At 63.7% G+C, this 23,003-nt stretch carries 20 protein-coding genes; 13 read left to right on the top strand and 7 right to left on the bottom strand.

From position 1 onward, the window contains the following. The first annotated feature begins 83 nt into the window (after positions 1 to 83). A complete protein-coding gene (phoU, locus tag OEG81_RS11785) occupies positions 84 to 809 on the top strand; it encodes a phosphate signaling complex protein PhoU (protein ID WP_264129439.1) in 726 nt (241 codons plus the stop codon). A 66-nt stretch (positions 810 to 875) separates the two neighbouring features. Here phoU and OEG81_RS11780 read toward each other — a convergent pair whose 3' ends face one another. After that, the gene (locus OEG81_RS11780; RefSeq protein ID WP_264129438.1) at positions 876 to 1,148 is read right to left on the bottom strand and encodes an oxidative damage protection protein; all 273 of its coding nucleotides are present in this window, start codon (positions 1,146 to 1,148) and stop codon (positions 876 to 878) included. 91 nt (positions 1,149 to 1,239) lie between these two features. Further along, a complete protein-coding gene (gene argA / locus OEG81_RS11775) occupies positions 1,240 to 2,598 on the bottom strand; it encodes an amino-acid N-acetyltransferase (protein WP_264129437.1) in 1,359 nt (452 codons plus the stop codon). A gap of 76 nt (positions 2,599 to 2,674) precedes the next feature. On the opposite strand from argA, the gene hrpA reads away from it, so the two are divergent. After that, positions 2,675 to 6,526 carry an ATP-dependent RNA helicase HrpA gene (gene hrpA, locus OEG81_RS11770; protein ID WP_264129436.1) on the top strand — a complete coding sequence of 1,284 codons (3,852 nt, stop codon included), beginning with the start codon at positions 2,675 to 2,677 and terminating at the stop codon, positions 6,524 to 6,526. A gap of 13 nt (positions 6,527 to 6,539) precedes the next feature. Here hrpA and OEG81_RS11765 read toward each other — a convergent pair whose 3' ends face one another. Further along, on the bottom strand, positions 6,540 to 7,553 hold the full coding sequence (locus tag OEG81_RS11765; RefSeq protein WP_264129435.1) for a 4-hydroxythreonine-4-phosphate dehydrogenase PdxA: 1,014 nt from the start codon (positions 7,551 to 7,553) through the stop codon (positions 6,540 to 6,542). A 114-nt stretch (positions 7,554 to 7,667) separates the two neighbouring features. On the opposite strand from OEG81_RS11765, the gene OEG81_RS11760 reads away from it, so the two are divergent. Genes OEG81_RS11760 through OEG81_RS11710 form a run of 11 tightly spaced genes read left to right on the top strand, consistent with a single transcriptional unit; the run spans position 7,668 to position 20,495 of the window. Further along, a complete protein-coding gene (locus tag OEG81_RS11760) occupies positions 7,668 to 8,648 on the top strand; it encodes a Bug family tripartite tricarboxylate transporter substrate binding protein (RefSeq protein ID WP_264129434.1) in 981 nt (326 codons plus the stop codon). Positions 8,649 to 8,699: 51 nt separating this feature from the next. After that, a complete protein-coding gene (locus OEG81_RS11755) occupies positions 8,700 to 9,524 on the top strand; it encodes an NAD-dependent epimerase/dehydratase family protein (protein WP_264129433.1) in 825 nt (274 codons plus the stop codon). Next, a complete protein-coding gene (locus tag OEG81_RS11750; protein ID WP_264129432.1) occupies positions 9,521 to 10,369 on the top strand; it encodes an amidohydrolase family protein in 849 nt (282 codons plus the stop codon). Before OEG81_RS11755 ends, OEG81_RS11750 begins: the two co-directional genes overlap by 4 nt. A 49-nt stretch (positions 10,370 to 10,418) precedes the next feature. Further along, positions 10,419 to 11,189, top strand: a complete 771-nt coding sequence (locus tag OEG81_RS11745) for a GntR family transcriptional regulator (RefSeq protein WP_264129431.1) — start codon at positions 10,419 to 10,421, stop codon at positions 11,187 to 11,189. Positions 11,190 to 11,243: 54 nt separating this feature from the next. After that, a complete protein-coding gene (gene dnaE / locus OEG81_RS11740; protein ID WP_264129430.1) occupies positions 11,244 to 14,735 on the top strand; it encodes a DNA polymerase III subunit alpha in 3,492 nt (1,163 codons plus the stop codon). Beyond that, entirely contained in the window at positions 14,732 to 15,832 is a 1,101-nt protein-coding gene (locus OEG81_RS11735) for a glycosyltransferase family 4 protein (protein ID WP_264129428.1), read from the top strand. The genes dnaE and OEG81_RS11735 overlap by 4 nt, the downstream gene beginning before the upstream one ends. Continuing rightward, on the top strand, positions 15,829 to 16,668 hold the full coding sequence (locus OEG81_RS11730; protein WP_264129427.1) for a polysaccharide deacetylase family protein: 840 nt from the start codon (positions 15,829 to 15,831) through the stop codon (positions 16,666 to 16,668). Before OEG81_RS11735 ends, OEG81_RS11730 begins: the two co-directional genes overlap by 4 nt. Beyond that, positions 16,665 to 17,414 carry a glycosyltransferase family 2 protein gene (locus OEG81_RS11725; protein ID WP_264129426.1) on the top strand — a complete coding sequence of 250 codons (750 nt, stop codon included), beginning with the start codon at positions 16,665 to 16,667 and terminating at the stop codon, positions 17,412 to 17,414. The genes OEG81_RS11730 and OEG81_RS11725 overlap by 4 nt, the downstream gene beginning before the upstream one ends. Before the next feature lie 48 nt (positions 17,415 to 17,462). Then, the gene (locus OEG81_RS11720; protein WP_264129424.1) at positions 17,463 to 18,599 is read left to right on the top strand and encodes a glycosyltransferase family 4 protein; all 1,137 of its coding nucleotides are present in this window, start codon (positions 17,463 to 17,465) and stop codon (positions 18,597 to 18,599) included. A 23-nt stretch (positions 18,600 to 18,622) separates the two neighbouring features. Then, entirely contained in the window at positions 18,623 to 19,330 is a 708-nt protein-coding gene (locus OEG81_RS11715; RefSeq protein WP_264132579.1) for a polysaccharide deacetylase family protein, read from the top strand. A gap of 10 nt (positions 19,331 to 19,340) precedes the next feature. After that, positions 19,341 to 20,495, top strand: a complete 1,155-nt coding sequence (locus OEG81_RS11710; protein WP_264129423.1) for a glycosyltransferase family 4 protein — start codon at positions 19,341 to 19,343, stop codon at positions 20,493 to 20,495. Between the two features lie 168 nt (positions 20,496 to 20,663). Here OEG81_RS11710 and OEG81_RS11705 read toward each other — a convergent pair whose 3' ends face one another. Genes OEG81_RS11705 through OEG81_RS11690 form a run of 4 tightly spaced genes read right to left on the bottom strand, consistent with a single transcriptional unit; the run spans position 20,664 to position 22,989 of the window. Continuing rightward, entirely contained in the window at positions 20,664 to 20,948 is a 285-nt protein-coding gene (locus OEG81_RS11705) for a hypothetical protein (RefSeq protein ID WP_264129422.1), read from the bottom strand. Positions 20,949 to 20,992: 44 nt separating this feature from the next. After that, positions 20,993 to 21,247, bottom strand: coding sequence for a YkgJ family cysteine cluster protein (locus tag OEG81_RS11700; protein ID WP_264129421.1), 255 nt, complete (start codon positions 21,245 to 21,247; stop codon positions 20,993 to 20,995). A gap of 2 nt (positions 21,248 to 21,249) precedes the next feature. Further along, the gene (locus tag OEG81_RS11695; protein WP_264129420.1) at positions 21,250 to 22,014 is read right to left on the bottom strand and encodes a YdcF family protein; all 765 of its coding nucleotides are present in this window, start codon (positions 22,012 to 22,014) and stop codon (positions 21,250 to 21,252) included. A 3-nt stretch (positions 22,015 to 22,017) separates the two neighbouring features. Beyond that, complete coding sequence (locus OEG81_RS11690) at positions 22,018 to 22,989, bottom strand: glycosyltransferase family 9 protein (protein ID WP_264129419.1); 972 nt, start codon at positions 22,987 to 22,989, stop codon at positions 22,018 to 22,020. Positions 22,990 to 23,003 lie beyond the last annotated feature (14 nt).

The raw sequence follows: 23,003 nt of genomic DNA, 5'->3' as shown, positions 1-23,003 counted from the left end.
GCCGCGCCGCCCGCCTACACAAGCGGCGGCGATAGTGCTACGCTATTTCCTCACACCCATTTCCGCGATATTCAAAGGCCGATATGTCCGAGCATACCAACAAGCAATTCCACGCCGACCTGGAAACCACCCGTTCCCTTTTCCTGCAAATGGGCGGCCTGGTCGAATCCATGGTCAAGGAAGGCATGGAAGCCCTGGCGACCGGCGACCTGAGTCTGGTGGACAAGGTGCGGGAACGCGAAAAGGAAGTCAACCGCCTCGAAGTCGACATCGACGAGCGCATCGGCCTGCTGATCGCGCGCAACCAGCCCACGGCGGTCGACTTGCGCTTGCTGCTGTCGATATCCAAGATGCTGACCGATATGGAACGCTGCGGCGACGAAGCCGAGAAGATCGCCAAGATGGCCCGCCGCCTGCACGAGTCGGTCAGCCGCTACGAGCCCGTCGTCGAGCTGCGCCACATGGCCAATTTCGTGACGACCATGATCCACGACGCCCTGGACGCCTTTGCGCGCCTGGACCCCGTGCATGCCGCGCAAGTGGTGCGCAACGACAAGGACGTCGACAAGGAATGGAAGGGCTCGCTGCGCCACATCATTACCTACATGATCGAAGATCCGCGCACCATCTCGCATTCCATCGACCTGATCTTCATTGCCCGCGCGCTGGAGCGCATCGGCGATCATGCCAAGAACATGTCGGAACGCGTCATCTACATGGTGCGCGGCGACGACGTCCGCCACACCGGAATCAAGAACACCGAACGCATGGCGCGCGGCGAAACGATCGAAGAGGAAAACGGAATCTGACCGTGGTTCCGCAAATGGCAAAAGGGCGGCCGACAAGCCGCCCTTCGCATTTGCGGTGACAGGGTCTTAAGCCGAGGGAGGCACGTAGCCCTGCGCCTCGACGTCGGCGTCGTCGAAAAGATAGCTTTCCATTTGCTGCGCCAGGTATTTGCGGGCGCGCGCATCGGCCAGGTTCAGACGGTTCTCATTGACCAGGCGGGTCTGCGTATCCATCCATTGAGCCCAGGCTTCCTTGGAAATGCTTTGCCAGATGCGCACGCCAAGCTCGCCGGGATAGGGCGGATAATCCAGGCCTTCGGCTTCGCGCTTGAGTTTCACACATTGAACCATACGTGCCATGACGGTACCTATAAAAACAAGTTAGCTGATCAGGCCATTGTACCCAGCGGAGCGGCTCGTGGGCGGGCCCGCCGGCTTGCGTGCGGGAGCATCAAAGCTTCTTGATGAAAACCAGGCTGTTGCGCGAGCGGTTGTAGTGCGCCTGGCGCTCTTTGGGCAGGTCCGATATCCCGCCCTGCACGAAGCCGCGCTTGATGAACCAGTGCGAGGTGCGCGTCGTCAGCACGAAGAGGCGCTTTGCGCCCATGGCGCGCGCGCGCAGTTCGGCATGGCGCAGCAGCATTTCGCCTTCGCCGGCTCCCTGCCATTCCTGCTGCACGATCAGGCAGGCCATCTCGGCCATGCCTTCGCTGATGTAGGGCATCACCGCCACGCAGCCATAGATGACGCCGTCGTGCTCCAGCACCGTGAATTTCTCCACGTCGCGCTCGATCACGGAGCGGCCGCGCGGGACCAGCGTTCCGTCCGCTTCCAGCGGTTCGATCAGTTGCACGATGGCGCCCACGTCGTCGACGGAGGCAGGACGCAGGTCGTCCAGGGTGTCTTCGACCACCATGGTGCCCACACCGTCGTGGGTGAAGATTTCAAGCAATACGCTGCCGTCCAGCGTATAGGGCACAAGGTGGGCCCGCGCCACGCCGCGTTTCACGGCGCGCGACGCATGGCTCAGGAAGGAGGCGGTGTCCTCGTCCAGCATGCCGCCGGCCAGCAGCTTGTCGGCGTCCTCGCGGGCCAGCTCGGTATCGACCGAGCCGTCCTGGTCCAGGACGGTGCGGTCCTGCGTCAGGAAAATGAGCTTCTCGGCGCGCAAGGCCGTGGCGGCGCTGGTGGCCAGGTCTTCCATGGCCAGGTTGAAGGCTTCCCCGGTGGGCGAAAAGCCCAGAGGGGAGAGCAGAACGATGGCGCCCTGATTGATGACGTTCTTGATGGCATCCAGATCCATTTTGCGGACCGCGCCGGTGTGCCTGTAATCGATGCCGTCGATCACGCCCACCGGACGTGCCGTGACGAAGTTGCCCGATATGACGCGGATCTGGGCATGCGACATGGGCGTGTTGGGCAAGCCCTGGCTGAATGCCGCCTCTATGTCCAGCCGGATTTCTCCGGCGGCCTCTTTGGCGCATTCAAGCGCCTCGGGACTGGTGGGTTCGGTGCCGCGCCCGAACTGGGTCTGATAGCCTTTGAGCTTGAGCTGCTCATTGACCTGGGGCCTCGAGCCATGCACCAGCACCAATTTCACGCCCAGCGCCGAAAGCAGCGATAAATCCTGTATAAGGGTATTCAGCGCGCCGTCGCTGACCAGTTCGCCGCCGAAAGCCACCACGAAGGTCTTGCCCCGGAAGTCGTGCACGTACGGAGCCACTTCGCGAAACCATCGCACGAACTGGGCCGGAGCGAATTCGGGAGCGTCCTGCGCAGAGAGCGTGGTATCAATGTCGATCGAAGTCATGGCGACGTTTTATGCCTCGGTAAGAGTGGATTCATCCAAAATTATAATAAGGGTCTGCCTGTTCAAAAGAAGTTTTATGCAAGAGCCTGTTAGTTTGTCGGAAAACACACACACACGCCCGGCCAAAGCCGGCGGCGGAGCCAAGGCGGGCCCCAGGGTCGAGCGTGCCTTGCCGCCGCTGCTCTATCCGGAAGAGCTGCCCGTCAGCGCGCGGCGCGCCGATATCGCGGCCGCCATCCGCGCGAACCAGGTCGTCATCGTGTGCGGCGAGACCGGTTCGGGCAAAACCACCCAACTACCCAAGATATGCCTTGAACTGGGGCGGGGCCGGCATAAAATCATCGGCCATACGCAGCCGCGCCGGCTGGCCGCGACCTCGGTGGCCAAGCGCATCGCGCAGGAGCTGCAAACCGAGCTGGGCGACTGGGTGGGGTACCAGATACGCTTCAACGACCGGACCGGGCCCAATGCCGCGATCAAGCTGATGACCGACGGCATCCTGCTGGCTGAATCGCAGCGCGACCCCTTGCTGCGCCGCTACGACACTATCATCATCGACGAGGCGCACGAACGCAGCCTGAACATCGATTTCCTGCTGGGCTTCCTGCTGCAGCTGCTGCCCAGGCGCCCCGACCTGAAGCTCATCATTACTTCGGCCACCATCGATGCCGACCGCTTCGCGCGCCATTTCGCGGGCAAGGGCGGGCCGGCCCCGGTCATCGAGGTTTCAGGGCGGCTGTATCCCGTCGACATCCTGTATCGCCCGGTCCGCCAGGAAACCGATACGGATGTCGCAGCCAGCGACAGCGGGCGCTCCGGCGCCGACGAGGAGCGCGACCTGATCGACGCCGTGGTCGATGGCGTGGCCGAATGCGCGCGCCATGGACCCGGCGACGTGCTGGTCTTTTTACCCGGCGAGCGCGAGATACGCGAAACCGTCGAGGCCCTGCGCAAGAACCACCCGCCCGGCACCGAAGTGCTGCCCTTGTATGCGCGCCTTTCGCAGGCGGAGCAGGAACGCATCTTCCGGCCCCAGGGCAATGCGCGGCGCGTGGTGCTGGCCACCAATGTGGCGGAGACTTCGCTGACCGTGCCGGGCATACGCTATGTCGTCGACAGCGGCCTGGCGCGCGTCAAGCGCTATTCCTGGCGCAACAAGGTCGAACAGCTGCGCATCGAGCCCGTCAGCCAGGCTTCGGCCAATCAGCGCGCCGGACGCTGTGGCCGCATCGGCCCCGGCGTGTGCGTGCGCCTGTATGCCGAAGACGACTACAAGGGCAGGGCGGCCTTCACCGACCCCGAAGTGCTGCGTTCGTCGCTGGCCTCGGTGATTCTGCGCATGAAGGCCTTGAGGCTGGACGATATCGAGTCCTTTCCCTTTGTCGATCCACCGCCGGGAAGGGCGATTGCGGACGGCTACCATCTGCTCCAGGAACTGGGCGCCATCGACGAAGGCAATCGACTGACCGAGAGCGGCCGCGAACTGGCGCGGCTGCCCGTGGATCCGCGCCTGGCCCGCATGATACTGGCCGCCAGGGACCAGCAGTGCCTGACCGAGATACTGATCATCGCATCGGCCCTGTCGGTGCAGGATCCCCGCGACCGGCCCATGCAGGAGCGCGAGGCGTCGGAGGCGGCGCATGCGAAGTTCGGCGACGACAAGTCGGAATTCATCTCCTACCTGAAGCTGTGGCGCTGGTACGGAGAACAGGTCGAGCACAAGGCGTCGCAGCGCAAGCTGGTGGCCCTGCTGCGGCAGAATTTCCTGTCGCCGTTGCGCCTGCGCGAATGGCGCGACGTGCACAGCCAGCTGGCGGCCCTGGTGGGCGAACAGGGCTGGCGCATGAACGCCGTGGACGCTACCTACGAGCAGACGCACATGGCTCTGCTGGCCGGCCTGCTGGGCAACATCGGCCTTAAAAGCGAGGACTCTTCGACCTATCAGGGCGCGCGCGACATCCGCTTCCAGATCCATCCGGGTTCGCGGCTGGTCAAGAAGGCCGGCCGATGGATCGTCGCGGCCGAACTGGTGGAAACGACGCGCCTGTATGCGCGCTGCGTGGCCAGGATAGACCCGGTCTGGCTGGAGAAGGCTGGAGCCCACCTGATACGGCGGACCTGGTCCGATCCCCGTTGGGAAAAGAAGGCCGGCCAGGTCGTGGCCAACGAGCGCGCCACGCTCTACGGACTGCCGGTCTACACCGGCCGCCGTATCCACTTCGGCAAGATCGACCCGGCCCAGGCGCGCGAACTGTTCATCCGCCAGGCCCTGGTCACCGGCGAGATCGATTCGGCCCTGCCTTTCCTGAAGCACAATCGGCAGCTGATCGCCTCCATCGAAAAGCTGGAGCATCAGACGCGCCGTCCCGACATATTGGTCGACGACTCGCTGATTTTCGCATTCTACGATCAGCAGATTCCCGCCGACGTATTCCAGACGGCCACCCTGGAAAAATGGCACAAGTCTTTATCCAAGGACCAGGCGCGCTCGCTGATGCTGACGCGCGACGCGCTGATGCGCCACGACGCGGCCGGCATCACCACCGAGGTCTTCCCGAAGAAGGTGGAATGGCAGGGCGTGCAGATGGCGCTGGACTATCATTTCGAGCCCGGCTCGGTTCGCGACGGCGTCACCTTGACCGTGCCTCTGTTCGCCTTGAACCAGATCGACCCGATGCGCTGCGAATGGCTGGTGCCCGGCATGCTGAAAGAGAAAGTGCATCTCTTGCTGAAGTCCCTGCCGCAGAAGATCCGGCGCCATTGCGTGCCCTTGCCGGACTACGCGGCCGGCTTCGCCGACCGCTGGTTCGAACGCGCCGCCGACCCGGATCAGGGACTGCTGGAAGCCATAGGCGCGGACATGTGGGATCAGGTCAAGCTGCGCCCGCAGCGCAGCGACTTCAAGCCCGAGACCCTGCCGGCGCATTTGTTCATGAACTTCAAGGTCGTCGACGAGCATGGCCGAATGCTGTCCGGCGGGCGCAACCTGGACCAGCTCAAGGCGGAGCACGGCAAGCAGGCGCAGGCGTCCTTCCAGAAGTTCGCCGCCAGTGACGACCAGGTGGCGCAGGCGCTCGCGCACGAGCAGCTTACCGACTGGACCTTCGGCCCTCTGCCCGAGATCATGGAGATCAAGCGCAAAGGGCAATCGTTCGTGGGCTATCCGGCCTTGATCGACCGCCAGACGCATTGCGACCTGGATGTCTTCGACGATCCGGCCCAGGCGCGCCGGCATCACCACGCCGGCCTGCTGCGCCTGTTCCGCCTGGCCCTGCGCGAGCAGGTCAAGTTCCTGGAGAAGAACCTGCCCGACCTGACGCACATGAGCATGCTGTACATGAGCCTGGGCACTCAAGAAGAGCTGCGCAATCAGATCGTCGACTCCGCCCTGGACCGGGCCTGCCTGGCCGAGCCCTGGCCGTCCGACCAGCAGGCCTTCGAGCTGCGGCGCAACGAAGGCAAGGCTCGCCTGGGACTGCTGGCGCAGGAAGTGGGGCGGCTGGCCAAGCAGATATTGACGGAGTGGTCCGCCCTGCAGAAGAAGCTGCCCCAGGCCAAGCCGCATGCCGCCGCTTATGCCGACCTGCAGAAGCAGCAGGCGGGCCTGATGGGCAAATGGTTTCTGCGCGACACCCCGTATCGACAGCTGACGCACTACCCGCGCTATCTGAAGGCGGCGCAGGTGCGCATCGACAAGTTGCGGGCCGATCCGGCCAGGGACGGCAGGCTGATGGCCGACATGGCGCCCTTGCTGGCGCAATACCAGCGCGCGGTGTCGGCGTTGAAGGGCGCCGGGGATGCCCAGCTGGAAGAATTCCGCTGGCTGCTGGAAGAGCTGCGCGTGGCGCTCTTCGCACAGGAACTGCGCACCCCCATGCCGGTTTCCGCCAAGCGGCTGCAAAAGGCCTGGGCGGCCATGCAGCGCTAGGACGGGTCGCGCATCAAGCCTTGACCAGTCTGGCCGACAGCCCCATTTTGCCGGCCGTCAGCAGCGCGTTCTTCATGGCGCCCGGCGTAGCGACGCCTTGCTGCACGATGTCGTAGGCCGTGCCGTGAGCCGGCGTGGTGACCGGCATGGGCAGGCCGTAATGCACCGTGATGCCTTCCCCGAAGCTCATCAGCTTCATGGCGATCTGTCCCTGGTCGTGATACATGGTCAGGACCCCGTCGTAGCCGCCGCCCTTGGCCTTGTTGACGGCCCGGACGAAGGTGGTGTCGGCGGGAAACGGGCCCTCGGCATGAAACCCGCGGCTGGCGGCCAGCTTGACGCCCGGTTCGATCACGTCGATTTCATCCCGGCCGAAGGCGCCGCCGTCCCCGTTATGGGGATTCAAGCCGCATACGGCGATTCTCGGCTGTTCGTAGCCCGCCGCCTGCAATCCCTGCCACAGCAGTTCGATGCCTGTGGCGATTCGTTCGGCGTTCAGCAGGCCGCTGACATCCTTGTGCGGAACATGAGAGGTGACGCGCGAAGTCCAGAGCTTGTCGTTGACGTTGAACTCCACCGTCTTGCCTTTGAAATCCAGCACTTCGCAGAAGTAGTGCATTTCATCCGGATGCTTCATGCCGCCCGCGCGCAGCGCCGCCTTGTTCAGCGGCGCAACACACATGGCATCGGCCATGCCCTGTTGGCAAAGCCGCAGGCCCAGCGCCAGGCCATCCAGCATGAAGCGCCCATTCTTGGGCGTGACCTGTCCCAGCTCGAAGTTGTCGGCATTCTCGTGCTCCCAATGGACGAGCAGGGGGGCATGGTCGCCGTCGGGCAGGTCGGCGGGCGCATAGGCCAGTTCGGTCGCTGTTCCGGCTGCGCGCATTCCTGCTTCCAGCACCGGGCGGCTGCCGATGATCAACAGACTCACGGCATCGAGCACTTCCCGATCCGCCAGGACTTTGGCCACGATTTCCGGACCGATGCCGGCAGGGTCGCCGGCGAACAATGCGATGGTGGGTTTCATGAAATTCAACCTTTTGAGATAAGGGATAGGGTGGGTCGAATTTTATGTGTATTGTCGACAATCGTCAATATAAGTATAATTCGTCCACCCCTATACTTATATCCAGGAGACATCATGAATAAAGCCCGTCGCATACTGTTTGCAGCCTGTGCCGCCATTCTCGGCACGGCATTGCTAGGCCCGGCCGCCGCGCAGGCCTTCCCCGACAAGCCCGTCAAGATGCTGGTGGGCACGGCGCCCGGCGGCGGCACCGATTTCGTAGCCCGGCTCGTGGCGCAAGAGCTCTCCAAGCTGTGGGGCCAGCCCGTCGTCGTTGAAAACCGCACGGGGGCCAGCGGCACCATCGCCGGCGGCGAACTCAAGAACGCCAAGCCGGATGGCTATACCTTATGGATTTCGCCTCAAACCGCCGTCGCCGTCGCGCCGCAGCTGTTGGCCAAGACTCCTTACGATTCGCTCAAGGATTTCACGCCCATAACGGTCATCGCCTCATCGCCGCTGGTCCTGGTGGCCCATCCGTCCTTTCCCGCGTCGAACTTCAAGGAATACATCGACTACGTCAAGAAGAATCCCGGTAGCATCAGCTTCGCCTCGGGCGGCGTCGGTTCTTCGCCCCACATGACGCAGGAGCTCCTGAACAAGGAGCTCGGCCTGAAGATGATCCACGTGCCTTATCGCGGCGAAGCGCCGGCCATTGCGGACGTCCTCGGCGGACAAGTGCCGGTGCTGTTCGCCAACATTCCGTCGGGCATGCCCTACGTCAACTCGGGCAAGCTGAAAGCGCTGGTCACTACGGGCGCAACACGCTCCCCCGAAGCCAAGGACGTCCCCACCATGATCGAGTCGGGCGTGGTCAATGTGCAGACCGCAACCTGGAATGCCTTGTATGCGCCTGCGGGGATGCCGCCGGAGCTTGCCCAGAAGATCTATGCCGACGTCGCCAAGGTGCTCAAGCAGGGTGCGGCCAGGGACCGTCTGCTGGCGTCGGGAAATGAGCCCGTGCTGGACACGCCCGAACAGTTCAAGGCATTCCTGGCCGAGGAATACAAGCGCTGGGGCGATGTCATCAAGGCGGGAAACCTGCGCGCCGAATAAGCGCCGCCAAAGTCGGGGCCGCGCCGCAAACACCATAAAGGAGAGCCTGAGTTGGACTACAAGCGAATTCTGATTACCGGGGCCGCCGGGCAAGTGGGGCGCTTGGCCCGCCAGGCCCTGCGCGGCCGCGTGCCGCATCTGCGGCTCAGCGATATCGCGGCGATGGACCCCGCCGGCGACGGCGAAGAACTATGGCCCTGCGATCTTGCCGATGCGCCGGCGATCGACGCCATGCTGCAGGGCGTGGACGCCGTGGTTCATCTGGGCGCGAGCCTGAATGTCGACGATTGGCAGGACACCCTGCGCATCAACATCGCGGGAAGCTACAACATCTATGAATCGGCCCGGCGGGCCGGTGTGAAGCGGATCGTTTACGCCAGCTCGCATCATGCCGTCGGCATGTATCCGGTCGGCGAACGCATAGACACCGACGCTCCCGGCAGGCCCGACAGCCTGTACGGCCTCAGCAAATGCTTCGGCGAAGACCTGGCCCGTTATTATTGGGACAAGTATGGAATCGAATCCGTATGCCTGCGCATCGGATCGGCCAGGCCGCAGCCCAATGAGTCCAGGGAACTGGCCACCTGGCTCAGCGAGCCCGACCTCGAGCGCCTGCTGCTGGCCAGCCTGGCCGCGCCCTCGGTCGAGCATACCGTGGTTTTTGGCGTATCCGGCAACCGCGATTCGTGGTGGGACAATGAAAAGAGCGCGGCGCGCCTGGGCTATGCGCCACAAGACGATGCAAACGTACACGCCGACAGGGTCCATCGGCGGGTGGAGCGCGGGGAGTCGCCCGGGCCCTACCCCCTGCAGGGCGGGAAACGCGCCGAGCACGGGCTGGCGCGGGGCGGCAAGGAAGCGCATAAGCAGCCATGATGCCGACCGACAAATCCTTGTGTCTTCCGGAGGGCGCCTGCGATACGCACTCCCACATCTACGGCGATGCGGCGCGCTATCCGGCATGCCCGGGCCAGCAGGCGGAAAGCAACGCCACCCTCGACGACTACCTCGGGCGTGCGCAAGAGCTGGGAATACGGCGCCACGTCTTTGTGCAGGCCAAGGCATACGGACCGGACCCGCAATGCATGCTGGACGGAATCGCCAGGCTGGGCCGGCATCGGGCGCGCGGCATCGTCATGGCCTGCGCCGCGCTGGGCCAGGCCGATATGGCAAGCCTGCATGAGGCCGGCATACGGGGCATCCGCTACTTGTTTCCCCAGGGCGCGCCCGTGGATCTGGCCGCGATCGGGCTGGCGGCGGAACGGGCGGCCGGTCTCGGCTGGAGCTTGCTGGTTCAGGCCGGGGGATCGGAACTGGCGCAGGCCTGCGCCGATCTGGAATACATGCCCTGTCCCATCGTCATCGATCACCTCGGGCGCTTCCCGGCGGAGACGGGCACCGATGACAAGGCGTTCCGGACGGTGGTCGAGTTCATCGCAAACGGCGGATGGATTAAACTGGCCGCGCCCTATTATGGGACGCCCGATGGCGCATCCGATTTCAATGCGCTAAGCTCGCGTGTGCATGCGTTTTTGGACGCCGGCGCTGAACGCGTCATTTGGGGGATGAACTGGCCGCATCCCAATCTTCCCGCCGGGCACAAGCCCGACGACGCGGCAACGCTGGGGTCCTTGCTGGATATCCTCCGCTCGGATGACGAAAAGCACGCCGTGCTGGTCGACAATCCGGCCAGGCTTTACGGATTCGTTCCCGCGGACTAGGCCCAACGACCTCCAGGTCCCGGTTTGTTCTGTGTAATGTTTGATCTCTATGGCTGACAACACTCTCGCCACACATGCGAAAGCGCCGCGATCGGCGGCGTCCCACGAGGCTGCGCAAGACGAGTCCTCGGCGCTCGCTTTTCTTCGATCGGAATCGCTCACCACGGTCCTGCAGGAGAAAATCGAACGAATGATCCTGGGCGGAGAACTCAAGGCCGGTGAACGCATCAACGAGCTGGCCCTGGCCCAGGCCTTCGGCGTAAGCCGAAGCCCCATCCGCGAGGCCTGCCGCAAGCTCGAGCAGGCCGGCATGGTCGAGATCATCAAGAACCGCGGCATGTTCGTGTGCAGCATCGATGTGCAGCGCGCCATGGATATCTATGAAATCCGGGGCGCCCTGGCCGGGCTGGCGGGAAAGCTGATCGTTCAGCGGGCCTCGGACGACGATATCGCCGCCTTGCGCCTGATGGTTCAAGGCATGAAGGACACGGTCCGGTCCGGGGGCGTGGCGGAGTATTACCGGCAAAACATCGCTTTTCACAGCGCGCTCGTGCGCTGCACCGGAAACCAGCGCCTGGTCGACATGTTCCTGGGAACCGATAAAGAACTGCACCTGTATCGTCATCGCAGCCTGGTCCAGCCGTCCGGCATCGCCATTTCCAACCAGGAGCACGACGATATCGTCGAGGCCATAGCGGCGCGCGACGCTGCGCGGGCCGGCCGGGCGTTCAAGCGCCATGTGCTCAATGGAAAAGCCCGGGCCCTGGCCGCCGCGACGGCAGCCGATGCCGAGCAGGGCGGCGGCTCGTCCGCTATATAAAATCGGCAGCCTCCAGGGCTCACGCATGGGCGCCGGGGTGGGTACAATCCGACCATGACCGAAGCGATTTCTCCTACCCCATTTGTGCATTTGCGCGTCCATTCCGAATTTTCGGTGGTGGACGGCCTGGCCCGCATTCCCGACCTGGTGAAGAAGGCGGCCGAATACGGCCAGCCCGCCATGGCGCTGACCGATCTTTCCAACCTGTTCGGCTTCATCAAGTTCTACAAGTCGGCGCGCGGCGCCGGCATCAAGCCCATCGCGGGTTGCGACGTCTGGCTCGAGAACGAGCAGGACCGCGAAAAGCCGTCCCGCCTGCTCCTGCTGGCCCGCAATCAGCAGGGCTACCTGGCCCTGTGCGAGATACTGACCCGCGCCTGGCTCGACAACCAGTACAAGGCCCGGGCGGAAGTGCGCCGCGAATGGCTGTCGGGCCGGGAAGGCCTGATCGTGATTTCGGGCGGCCGGGCGGGCGACGTGGGCCAGATGCTGGAAGCCGGCCGCATGGATGAGGCCGAACTGGTCGCGGCAAGCTGGGCCAGGGCTTTTCCGGACAGCTACTATATCGAACTGCAGCGCAGCGGACATGACGGCGACGAGGCCTATGTGCAGGCCGCCATGCGGCTTGCCGGCAAGCTGGGCCTGCCCGTCGTGGCCACCCATCCCGTGCAGTTCCTGCAATCCAGCGATTTTCGCGCCCACGAGGCGCGGGTCTGCATCGCCGAAGGTGAACAACTGGGCAATGCGCGGCGGGTGCGCCGTTACACCCAGGAGCAATATTTGCTCAGTTCTCTTGAAATGGCGGAGCGCTTTGCGGATGTGCCCTCGGCGCTGACCAATTCGGTGGAAATCGCCAAGCGCTGCAACCTTACGCTGGAACTGGGCAAGCCGCGCCTGCCCGACTTTCCCACGCCCGACGGCATCACACTGGACGATTACCTGGTCCAACTGGCCCAGGAAGGCCTGGAAAAGCGCATGGTCCAGCTCTTTCCCGACGAGGCCGAGCGCCAGGCGAACTATCCCCAATACCAGGAGCGGTTGCGCTGGGAATGCAAGACCATCATCGGCATGGGCTTTCCGGGCTACTTCCTGATCGTGGCCGACTTCATCAACTGGGGCAAGAACAACGGGGTGCCCGTGGGGCCGGGGCGCGGATCGGGCGCAGGGTCCCTGGTGGCTTATTCCCTGGGCATCACCGACCTGGACCCCATACGCTACGACTTGCTGTTCGAGCGCTTCCTGAATCCCGAGCGGGTTTCCATGCCCGACTTCGATATCGACTTCTGCCAGGACAACCGCGAACGCGTCATCGACTACGTCAAGCAGAAGTACGGGAAGGCGGCCGTCAGCCAGATCGCCACCTTCGGCACCCTGGGCGCCAAGGCGGTGGTGCGCGACGTGGGGCGGGTCCTTGAAATGCCGTATTCCCTGTGCGATGGCCTGTCCAAGCTGATCCCGTTCAGCCCGGCCGACCCCTGGACCCTGGGACGGGCATTGGAAGAAGAACCTAGCTTCAAGGAACGCTACGAGCAAGAGGAAGAAGTACGCGCGCTGATCGACCTGGCGCGGCCGCTGGAAGGGTTGACGCGCAATATCGGCATGCATGCCGGGGGCGTGCTGATCGCTCCGGGCAAGCTGACCGATTTCTGCCCCCTGTATTGCCAGCCGGGCACCGACAGCAATGCGGTGTCGCAATTCGACAAGGACGACGTCGAGGCGGCCGGCCTGGTCAAGTTCGACTTCCTGGGCCTGCGCAATCTGACCATTCTGGACTGGGCGGTGCGCTACGTGCGGCAGTTCAACGAAGACAAGCGCGACTTCGACGTCATGGCGCTGCCGCTGAACGACCCGCAAGCCTACAAGCTGCTCAGCGAAGGCAACACCACGGCGGTGTTCCAGCTTGAATCACGGGGCATGAAGGAACTGCTCAAGAACCTGCGCCCCAACACCTTCGAAGACGTCATCGCCATGCTGGCCCTGTATCGTCCGGGGCCGCTGGAGTCGGGCATGGTGGTGGACTTCGTCAACCGCAAGCACGGCCGCGCCGAAGTCGATTATTTCCATAAAGACCTGGAGCCCGTGCTGACCAGCACCTATGGCGTGATCGTGTATCAAGAGCAGGTGATGCTGATTTCGCAGATCATCGGCGGGTACACGCTGGGCGGCGCCGACTTGCTGCGCCGTGCCATGGGCAAGAAGAAGGCCGAGGAAATGGCCAAGCACCGGGCCATCTTTGAAAAGGGCGCGGTCGAGAAGGGCTACGATGCCAAGCTGGCCGTCAAGCTCTTCGACCTGATGGAGAAGTTCGCGGGCTACGGCTTCAATAAAAGCCACTCCGCCGCCTACGCCCTCATCGCCTACCAGACCGCCTGGCTGAAGCATTACCATCCGGCCGAGTTCCTGGCCGCCACCTTGTCGTCCGACATGGACGATACCGACAAGGTGCAGATATTCTGGAAGGACGCGCTGGCCAACGGCGTCGAGGTCTTGCCGCCCGACGTCAACGCGTCGGCCTACCGCTTCGAGCCGGTACCCGATGCCCATTCCGCCAAGGGCCAGCCGCCGCGGACCATGCGCTACGGCCTGGGTGCGGTAAAGGGCACGGGGCAGGGCGCCGTCGAGGAAATCATCCGCATCCGGGACGAAGGCGGTCCGTTTGCCAGCCTGTTCGATTTTTGCCGTCGTGTGGACCGGCATACGGTCAATCGCCGCTGCATCGAGGCGCTGATACGCGCCGGGGCCTTCGATACGATAGAGGAAAACCGGGCGGCCCTGCTGGCCACGGTGGGCAACGCCATCGAGGCGGCCGAACAGGTCGAGCGCAGCGCCAACCAGGTATCGCTTTTCGCCGACGATGCCAACGACATCGTCGAGGGCGAACTGGCCAAGGTGGCGCCCTGGGACCTGCAAACCCGTCTGACCCAGGAGAAGGCCGCGCTGGGCTTCTATTTCAGCGGCCATCTGTTCGACGCCTGGCGCGACGAGGTGCGCCGCTTCGCGCCCAAGCCGCTGGCCCGCCTTGAGCCGTCGCGCAGCCCGCAATGGTTTGCCGGCGTATTGTCTTCCGTGCGCCCGAAAATGACCCGCCGCGGCAAGATGCTTTATGCCGTGCTGGACGACGGCTCGGCGCAGGTCGAGGTGGCGATCTTCAACGAACTGTACGAGCAGCATCGCAATCGCCTGAAGGAGGACCGCCTGGTCATCATCCAAGGCAAGGTCAGCAACGATGACTATTCCGGCGGCTTGCGGGTCTCGGCCGAATCGGTGTTCGACTTGCAGCTGGCCCGCGAAGCGCGAGCCCGCAGCCTGCGCATCACGCTCAACGGCAATGCCGATGCCGCCCGCCTGCGGCAGATGCTCAATCCTTTCCGCGCCGAACCTGAAAACGGCGTCCCGGGCGTGCCGGTCGAGGTTCGCCTGCACCGCGAAGATTATCAGTGCATGATCCGCCTGGGCGAAGACTGGCGTGTCCGCATGGCCGATGCCATGCTCGATCAATTGGGCGACTGGGCCCAGCCGGACGGCGTGGAGATCACGTATTCATGACGCCTTTGCGCATCCTTCATTCGGAAGCCGCCACCAGTTTCGGCGGGCAGGAACAATACATCTATCGAATGATGCTGGCCATGCGCGATCGCGGTCATCACCTGGAAGCGGTTTGCCAGCCGCATGCCATGTTGACGCAGCGCTTGCGCGAGCAGGGCTTCACCGTGCACACCACTTATATGGACGGGCCGGTCAACTTCGTCAAAAGCGTAGCCGCCATCCGGAAAATATTGCGCGGCGGACGCTTCGACGTGCTCAATACCCATAGCCGTCGCGACACGATCGTGGCGGGCTGCGCCGGCCGTCTGGCCGGCACGCCGCTGATCGTGCGCACACGCCATCTGGCCAACCGTGTGGGCTCGCTGCTGTCCTATACCGTGATTCCCCACCGGGTCACCACCGCCAGCGATTTCGTGCGTGAACACCTGATCGAACGCGGTGTGCCGCCGGGCCATGTGGCAACCGTCTATCCGGCCGTCGAGCTGCCGCCCATACCCGGGCAGTCGAGCTTGCGCCAGGAATTGGGGCTGGCGGAGGGCGACATCGTGGTGGGCTGCGTGGCCGTCATGCGCGCGCAGAAGGGGCATAAAGACCTGATCGATGCCATGGAGCCCCTGATCCATGAAAAGCCCGGGCTGCATCTGGTATTGGTCGGCGGAGGGTCGCCGGTCTTCGAGGAGGTGCAGGCCTATGTGGCGGAGAAAAAGTTGCAGCGGCGCATCCACTTGCTCGGCGCCCGGCGCGATGTGCCCAACCTGTTGGCGGGCTTCGATGTGTTCGCCCTGGCGACGCGCAAGGAAGCGTCGGGCACTGTTTTCGTCGAGGCGGGCGCGGCGGGCCTGCCCGTCGTCGGAACCCGCGTGGACGGCGTCCCGGAAATGATGCGGGACGGCGTCAGCGGCCTGCTTGTGCCGCTGGATGACCGGGCGGCGTTGACGCAGGCCATAAGGCGCCTGGTCGACGATCCGGACCTGCGCAGGCGCATGGGCCGGGCCGGCCTGGAATTCTGCCGCGAGCAGGGCAGATTCAGCCTGGCTGCCATGGTGGAACGTATTGAATCCTGCTATACCCGTTGGCTTGCGGAGCGAAAGTCATGAAGCATAACCGGACCGTGCCGGTACTGATGTACCACCATGTTTCCCCCGTCGAGGGCATGATCAATGTCACTCCTTCCAATTTCGAGGATCAGTTGCAATGGCTGAAGCGCCATGGCTATCGATCGCTCAGCAGCGATGAGTTTGCCGCGCACTTGGGCGGCAGGCCCGCTCCCGCCCGTTCCGTGCTGATCACCTTCGATGACGGTTATCTGGACAACTGGGTCTACGCCTATCCGCTGCTGAAAAAATACGGCTATACCGCCATGGTGTTCCTGGTCACGGGATGGATGGGCGACGGCCCCCCGCGTCATTGCCTGGGACAGGGCGAGCTTCCTGAGACACCCTCCCACCACGACTGCGAAGCGCGCATTGCGCAGGGCCGCGGCGACGAGGTCGTTTTGCGCTGGAGCGAAATCAAGGCCATGCGAGACGACGGCGTCATCGAGTTCCACAGCCATACGCATACCCATACACGATGGGACCTGAGCGCGCCGGCCGATAAAAACATCCGCATCGCGGAAGAACTGGCCCTTTCGCGTGCCGCCCTGCAGACTCATCTGGGCGGCGTTTCGGATCATTTCTGCTGGCCGCAGGGTTATTTCGATGTCGACTACACCCGGCTGGCCATCGATGCCGGCTTTCGCTATTTGTACACCACGCAGGCATTCGGCCAGAACCGGCCGGGCACCGATCCCGCGCACATCTATCGCTTCGCGGTGCGCAACACCTCGGGCAATTCGGTGGGGCGGCGCATCCGGGTGGCCGCGCATCCGCTTGTCGGGCCCTTGTTCAACAGATGGAAGCTCTGGAAGCGCAGCCTGAGGAAGCGGGCATGAGGCTTTCGGTCATCATCATCACCAAGAACGAGGCCGCGCATATCGGAGACTGCATCGATTCGGTCGGCTTCGCCGACGAGATCATCGTGATCGACTCGGGGAGCACGGACGGGACCCGGGAAATCGCCGAAGGCAAGGGCGCCAAAGTCAGCCTGACGGACGATTGGCCGGGCTTCGGCCCGCAAAAGAACCGGGCGCTGGACCTGGCCGAGGGCGAATGGGTGCTTTCCATCGACGCCGACGAACGCGTCACGCCGGAATTGGCCGAGGCCATGCTCCGGGAACTGGAGCATCCCCGCGCCGAGGCATACAAAATTGCGCGACTCTCGAATTTCGGCGGACGCTGGATACGCCATAGCGGCTGGTGGCCGGACCACGTGCTGCGTCTGTTCAAGCGGGGAACCGCCCGGTTCAAGGATGTTGCAGTGCACGAAAGCGTGCAGCCCCGCTCCCAGCCTATGGTGCTGGAGGGCCACTTTCTGCACTACCCCTATGCCGACCTGGAAACATTCATCGCGAAGATAAACCTTTACTCGTCCGAGGCCGCGGCCATGATGCACGCAAGGGGCCGGAAGACCAGCGTGTTGGGCGCGACCGGCCACGCCATATGGACCTTTATCCGTATCTATTTGATACGACGCGGTTTTCTGGACGGAAAAGAGGGTTTCATTCTTGCAACAATGGGCGCCGCAGGCAGTTTTTTTCGTTACAATAAATTGCTGTTTTTGAATAAACAAAATAAGTAACGGCGGGGCCGGCGACGCGGGGGCGTTCAAGGGCATCGCCGGCTCACAATGAAAATCCTTATCACCGACATCCACCATGGTAATGGCGGCGGCCATGTCACGTATGTGCTCAGCCTGCTCAAGGGGCTGAAAACCCAGTACGACCTGACCGTGGCCGCTCCGCCGACCGGCCGTCTTTATCAAGCCGCATCCGCCGAGCCGGGCGTACGCGTGCTGCCCGGCCTGTATACATCGCGCCCGCTGACGCTTCTGAAGGAGGTCTGGCGTTTGCGCCAGTTCCTCCGGCAAGAACGCTTCGACGTGGTGCATGTAAACGGGGGCGCCGACCATAGGCATGTCATGCTGGCCAGCCTGGGGCTGCGGCACCGGCCGGCCATTGTCTGGACCAAGCACAATACCAACCCCGTGTGCAGCGTCGGTCATCGATTGCGGGCCAGATTCGGCACGCATGCATCGATCGCCGTATGCGAATACGTTGCCCGCATTCTGGGTGAATCGGGCTATAGCCGCCATCCCATCAGCGTGGTCAGGAACGGCATCGATCACAACCACCTGAGGCCCGTCGGTCCGGCCGACAAGCAGGCGCACAGAGACCGCCTTTTCGGGCCCTTGGATTCCGATGTGCTGGTATTGGGCAGCATAGGCGGAACCGATTACAACAAGGGCTGGCTGGATCTGGTCCAGGCCATTTCGCGATTGGAGCCTCCCCTGCGGAGCCGCCTTCGGATGGTGGTCGCCGGTGATCCTCCGACGCCCTGTATGCTGGCCAGGGTCGATTCCCTGGCCATGCGCGAACAGGTGGTTTTCCCGGGGCTGGTCAAAGACGTGCGCACGGTGCTGGGCGCCTGCGACATTGGTTTCGTCCTTTCCTATCGTGAAGCCGCATCGTATGCCAGTTGCGAGACCATGGCCATGGGCCTGCCGGCGCTGGTGTCCAATGCGGGCGGCTTGCCCGAAAACGTGCGCGACGGCGTCGATGGCTGGGTGGCGCCCGCCGGAGACATCGATTTTCTGGCCGATGCGCTGCGCCGCATATTGGCCGACACCCGCTGCCTTTCCGCAATGGGCCGATCGGCGCGCGAGCGTGTGGAGCACATGTTCTCCACGCCCGGCTTCATCGAGGACACCAAGAAAGTGTATGCGCAGGCCGATCGCCTGGCGCGGGATCTGCCGGCGCCGATATAATCAGCCACATGATCCCCATACTCATGTACCACCAGATAGGCCAGCCCGCAGTCAAGGGATCGCCGTATCGCAGCCTCATCGTGCATCCGGCCGATTTCCGGCGGCAAATGACCTGGCTGCGCCGCTTCGGCTACCGGGGGCTTTCCATGCGCGATCTCATGCCTTATATAAGGGGCGAGCGCCACGGCAAGGTGGTCGGCATCACCTTCGATGACGGCTATCGCAATGTATACCGGCACGCCTTGCCCATTCTGCGCGAACAGGACTTCACCGCGACCAATTATTTCGTGGCGCGCCAACTGGACGGCGGCAATGTCTGGGATTACGAAAAAGGCATAGCGCACGCCGATTTGATGTCGATCGACGAAATGCGGGAATGGACCACCGCCGGCATGGAAGTCGGTTCGCACACCCTGGACCATCCCTTTCTTCCCAAGCTTTCCCCTGAAGTCGCCGACTACCAGATCCGTCAGTCCAAGCACGAACTTGAAGATGCCATGGGCTCCGAAGTCACGGCTTTCTGCTATCCCTACGGCGGCGAATCGCCCGAACTGCGTGCCATGGTGCGCAATGCCGGCTACATCAACGCCACCACGACTCAGGGCGGCCTGGCCAAGGAAACCGACGATCCCTTCGGACTGCCCAGGGTCACGGTCGCCCGATCCACCAACATCTTCCGCTTTCTGCAAAAATGCATGACCCGGCTGGAACAGAAGCGACGCAAGGAATAAGGGACGCCGCATGTCCGTGCCTCGACTGAAAATCGCCTTCGTCGTCGATCGATTCGGCAACCGCTACGGCGGGGCCGAGGCATACGGGGTCGAACTGATGCGTGAACTCTCTCCCGGCCACGACATCACCGTGTTCGCCCGGGAATACGACGAGGATTGCGGGCTGCAACTGCCTTTCGTTCCCTTGCGGTCCTGGTCCTTCCTGCCCAGCTGGCTGCGGGTGTTGCTGTTCGCATGGCGGGCGCGCCGCGCCACACGCAAGGGCTATGACATCGTCCATTCCCACATGAACGGCTGGTGCGGAGACGTCGAAGTCGTGCACGTCACGCCCGTCCGCTACAACTGGCGGGTGCGGGCGCTGCCTGACATCAAGCGCTTGCTGTCCTACCCCAGCTTGCGTGTCCAGACTTATTTGCGCCTGGAAGCGCGGCGGGTAGCCGCCAGGCCGGGCCACCGGACGGTTGCCGTATCCGGCTTGATCGCCGAGCAGTTGAAACAGGCCTACGGCCCGCATCTTTCCTTTCCCATTATTCCGCCAGGCGTATCCCGCACCGCAAGCCCGGACCCGGCGGGCAGGCCACAGGCGCGCGGCGCATTGGGCTTTTCGCCCGACGACTGCGTATGCTTGCTCGTGGCGCGCAATCCCATGCGCAAAGGCCTGCCCACGGTGCTGAAGGCCCTGGCACGGCTGCCGGCCCGGTACAAGCTGCTGATCGTGGGCAGCAACGCCGCCACGCGCGACTTCATACACAAGCCGCCCGAAAACCAGGGTTTGTCGGAGCGCATCAAGCTGATCGAGGAAACGGCCGACGTGGCGCCGTACTATCAGGTCGCCGACATCTATGTGCATCCCACGCTGAACGACAGTTTCGGCATGGCGCCGCTGGAAGCCATGTCCTTCGATCTGCCGGTCGTCCTTAGCCCGGCGCCCTGGTGCGGCTTTGCGCAGTATGTGCAGGACGGGCAGGACGCCATGGTGCTGGACCATCCCGAAAACGACGAGCAACTGGCGCGCTTCATTGCGCGCATCGATGGCGATGAGGCCTGGCGCGACCGTTTGCGGCGGGGCGGCAGCGACGTCGTGGACCGGCATACCTGGAACGAGGTGGCTGGCGAATACCTGGGGCTGTATCAAGAGATACTCAAAGAGCGCGGCTCCGTGTAAACCTCCGCCAATGCCGCATGGACCGGGGTTCGCGTCATAAAGTAAAACCGCCCCGAAAGGGGCGGTGGCTTTACGGCGCATCAGCCGCGCCGAGGGATTTACAGCCAGCCAGGCGGTTAGGCTCAGGGTGGCAGGCCGAAGGATCGAGTATGTGGATTCCGCCCGCGCTCAGGCCTGCACAGGAGGGTTGTCGCGTTGCATGGCCTGCGCCGCCAGGAAGATGGCCGTTCCGATCGCCAGGAAAATCCACGAGCCGGTCACCATGGTAACGGCCCCCAGCGCAATCGCGGCAAGAGAACCGATAAATAAGGATTTGTCGCGCGGTACAAGCAAGGCGCCGATGGCGGTGCCCACCAGCATGGCGGCGAGAATAAGAATGATGTAGTGCATGGAAGCCCCCGTTTCTTGATTTAATCCGCGGGCGGCACGTATACAACCCGCGTCGTCGTCCATACAGGACCGCCCGAGTGTAGCACCGAACAAATGCCAATTTGCCGTTACGGCGCGGTGGCGCGTTCCAACTCGCTTATCCAGGCAATGGCTTGTTCGCGGTTCGATCCACACATTTCCCGAGTTGCCTGCAGGCCGGCGCATACCGCCGGCCTCTCGGGGTGTCCGAAGATCCGGCACCGATTATCGTCCGCCAACTGGATGCATCGGACGCCCGCCGCTTTGCCGGACGGCATGCCGGGAATGGGGCTAGAGATGGACGGGGCGATGCAGCAGGCTCCGCAGCCGGGGCGGCATTGCATGGCTAGATCCAGCCTCGAATCCAGTACACCAGCAGTCCCACGTACTCCTTCACGATGGAGCGGCTGGCGGAGAGGGCCCGCATATTCGGCTGCCAGAATGAAAATCGGGAGTCGTCGGGAACCACGATCTGGGGCGGCGATGGCGCGGCGATGGCGTCGATGCCCTGCTTCCTGAACACGGCCATGGCCCGCGGCATGTGCAGGGCGGACGTCACCAGCAGGACCTGGCCTATATGGCGCTCCTTGAGCTTCTGCGTGGTGTACAGGGCATTTTCATGGGTGGTGAAGCTGCGGTTCTCCAGCACCATGGCGCTGTCCGGGATATCTTCCTGCCTTAGCGCGCTTGCCATCATCTGGGCCTCGCTGGTGCTGCCCTCCAGGGCGGCACCGGAAAGAATGATGAGCGGCGCCCGCTTCGCTTTGTACAGTACGGCGGCGGTATCGACGCGTGCGGATGCCGTGTTGCTGTCATAGGGCTCGAACCAGTTCTGCCGGCCGTTGGCCGTGCTGCCGCCCAGGACGACGATGGCCTGGGCGGTGGGCAGCGCCATGACGGGCCTGTGCGGGTACAACTGCTCCAGGCGTCCGCCCGCCCACAGCGACGAGGCGGGCAGGGACCAGAACAGAGCCCATGCCAAGCCGGCGGCGGCGATGAAGAATGCCGTCTTGCGCCAACGCAGCATGAATACCACCGCGGCGATCAGCAGCAGGGTAATGCACAGGTTAAGCGGTATCACCAGGTTGGTCAGGAAGCTCGAAATCGTCATGCGTTACCGTTCAATGTTTTCGGGCAGAAGGTCCAGCACCTGCTGTTCCGCCTGTTCCAGCGTAGGCCAGGCGTGCATGGCGCCCAGGCAGACGGCTACGTCGGACCAGGGGCCCGTGCGTTCGCGCTGGGTAACACCGAACAAGGTCAGCTGCCTGGCATGGGCGGCGGCGGCCAGGTGCGAAACCCCGGAATCATTGCAGACGACCAGCGCGGCAAGTTGGGTGAGTGTAGCAAACGCACCCAGCTTCAAGGGGGGCAGGCAAACCGCGGTCGGCGCATTGCGCCGGGCCGCCTCGGCCTCGGCGGGAGGCGGGCACATGGCAACGACATGGCCGCGTTCCTGCAGGCGGCGGGTCAGGGCATCGAACTGCGGCCACACCTTCACCTTCCCGCGGTGCAACCCGGTCGCCGTGGGGGCGATCAGGATGAACCGGCCCGGCTCCAGCCCGGCGGCATCCACGGCCTGCATGGCTTCGGTGCCGTGCCTGCCGGCAAGGCGCAAGCCCAGCTTCCTGTTCGAGGGCAGGGGGCGCACGGGAAGGTTCCAGCGCTTGAGGGCCTGGGCGGTCACGTAGTGCCAGGATTGCACGGCATGCAGGTGTTCCGGCGGCTTGCCGATGGGCCAGCGCAGGATCAGGCTGCGCCCGTCGTCCCGGTATCCGGCGCTGGGCACGCCCGCAAACTTGAATACCATGGCGCTGGACAGGGAATCGGGCAGCAGCAGCCCGCGCGGATGGGCGTGCTGGGCTTTCTTCTTGTGCTGCTGGACGGCGGCCCTGTCTTCCCGCCATCGGCCTTTCATCTCGACGAAGCCTTCCAGCCTGTAGCCGGCCAGCAGGTCTTTGGCCCAGGGCCGCGCGCACACCACCACGGGCAACTGCGTGTCCAGCAGCGCATGCAGGCTGGGAAGACTCATGCAGACATCGCCGATCCAGTTGGGAAGACGTACATAGATGGCGGAGGGCATAGTCATGAGCGGGAAGGGCT

It is taken from the genome of Pollutimonas sp. M17 (assembly GCF_025836975.1).
Lineage (GTDB): Bacteria > Pseudomonadota > Gammaproteobacteria > Burkholderiales > Burkholderiaceae_B.
The sequence above is the reverse complement of the archived record's forward strand: the minus strand, read 5'-3'. Positions and strand labels throughout refer to the sequence as shown.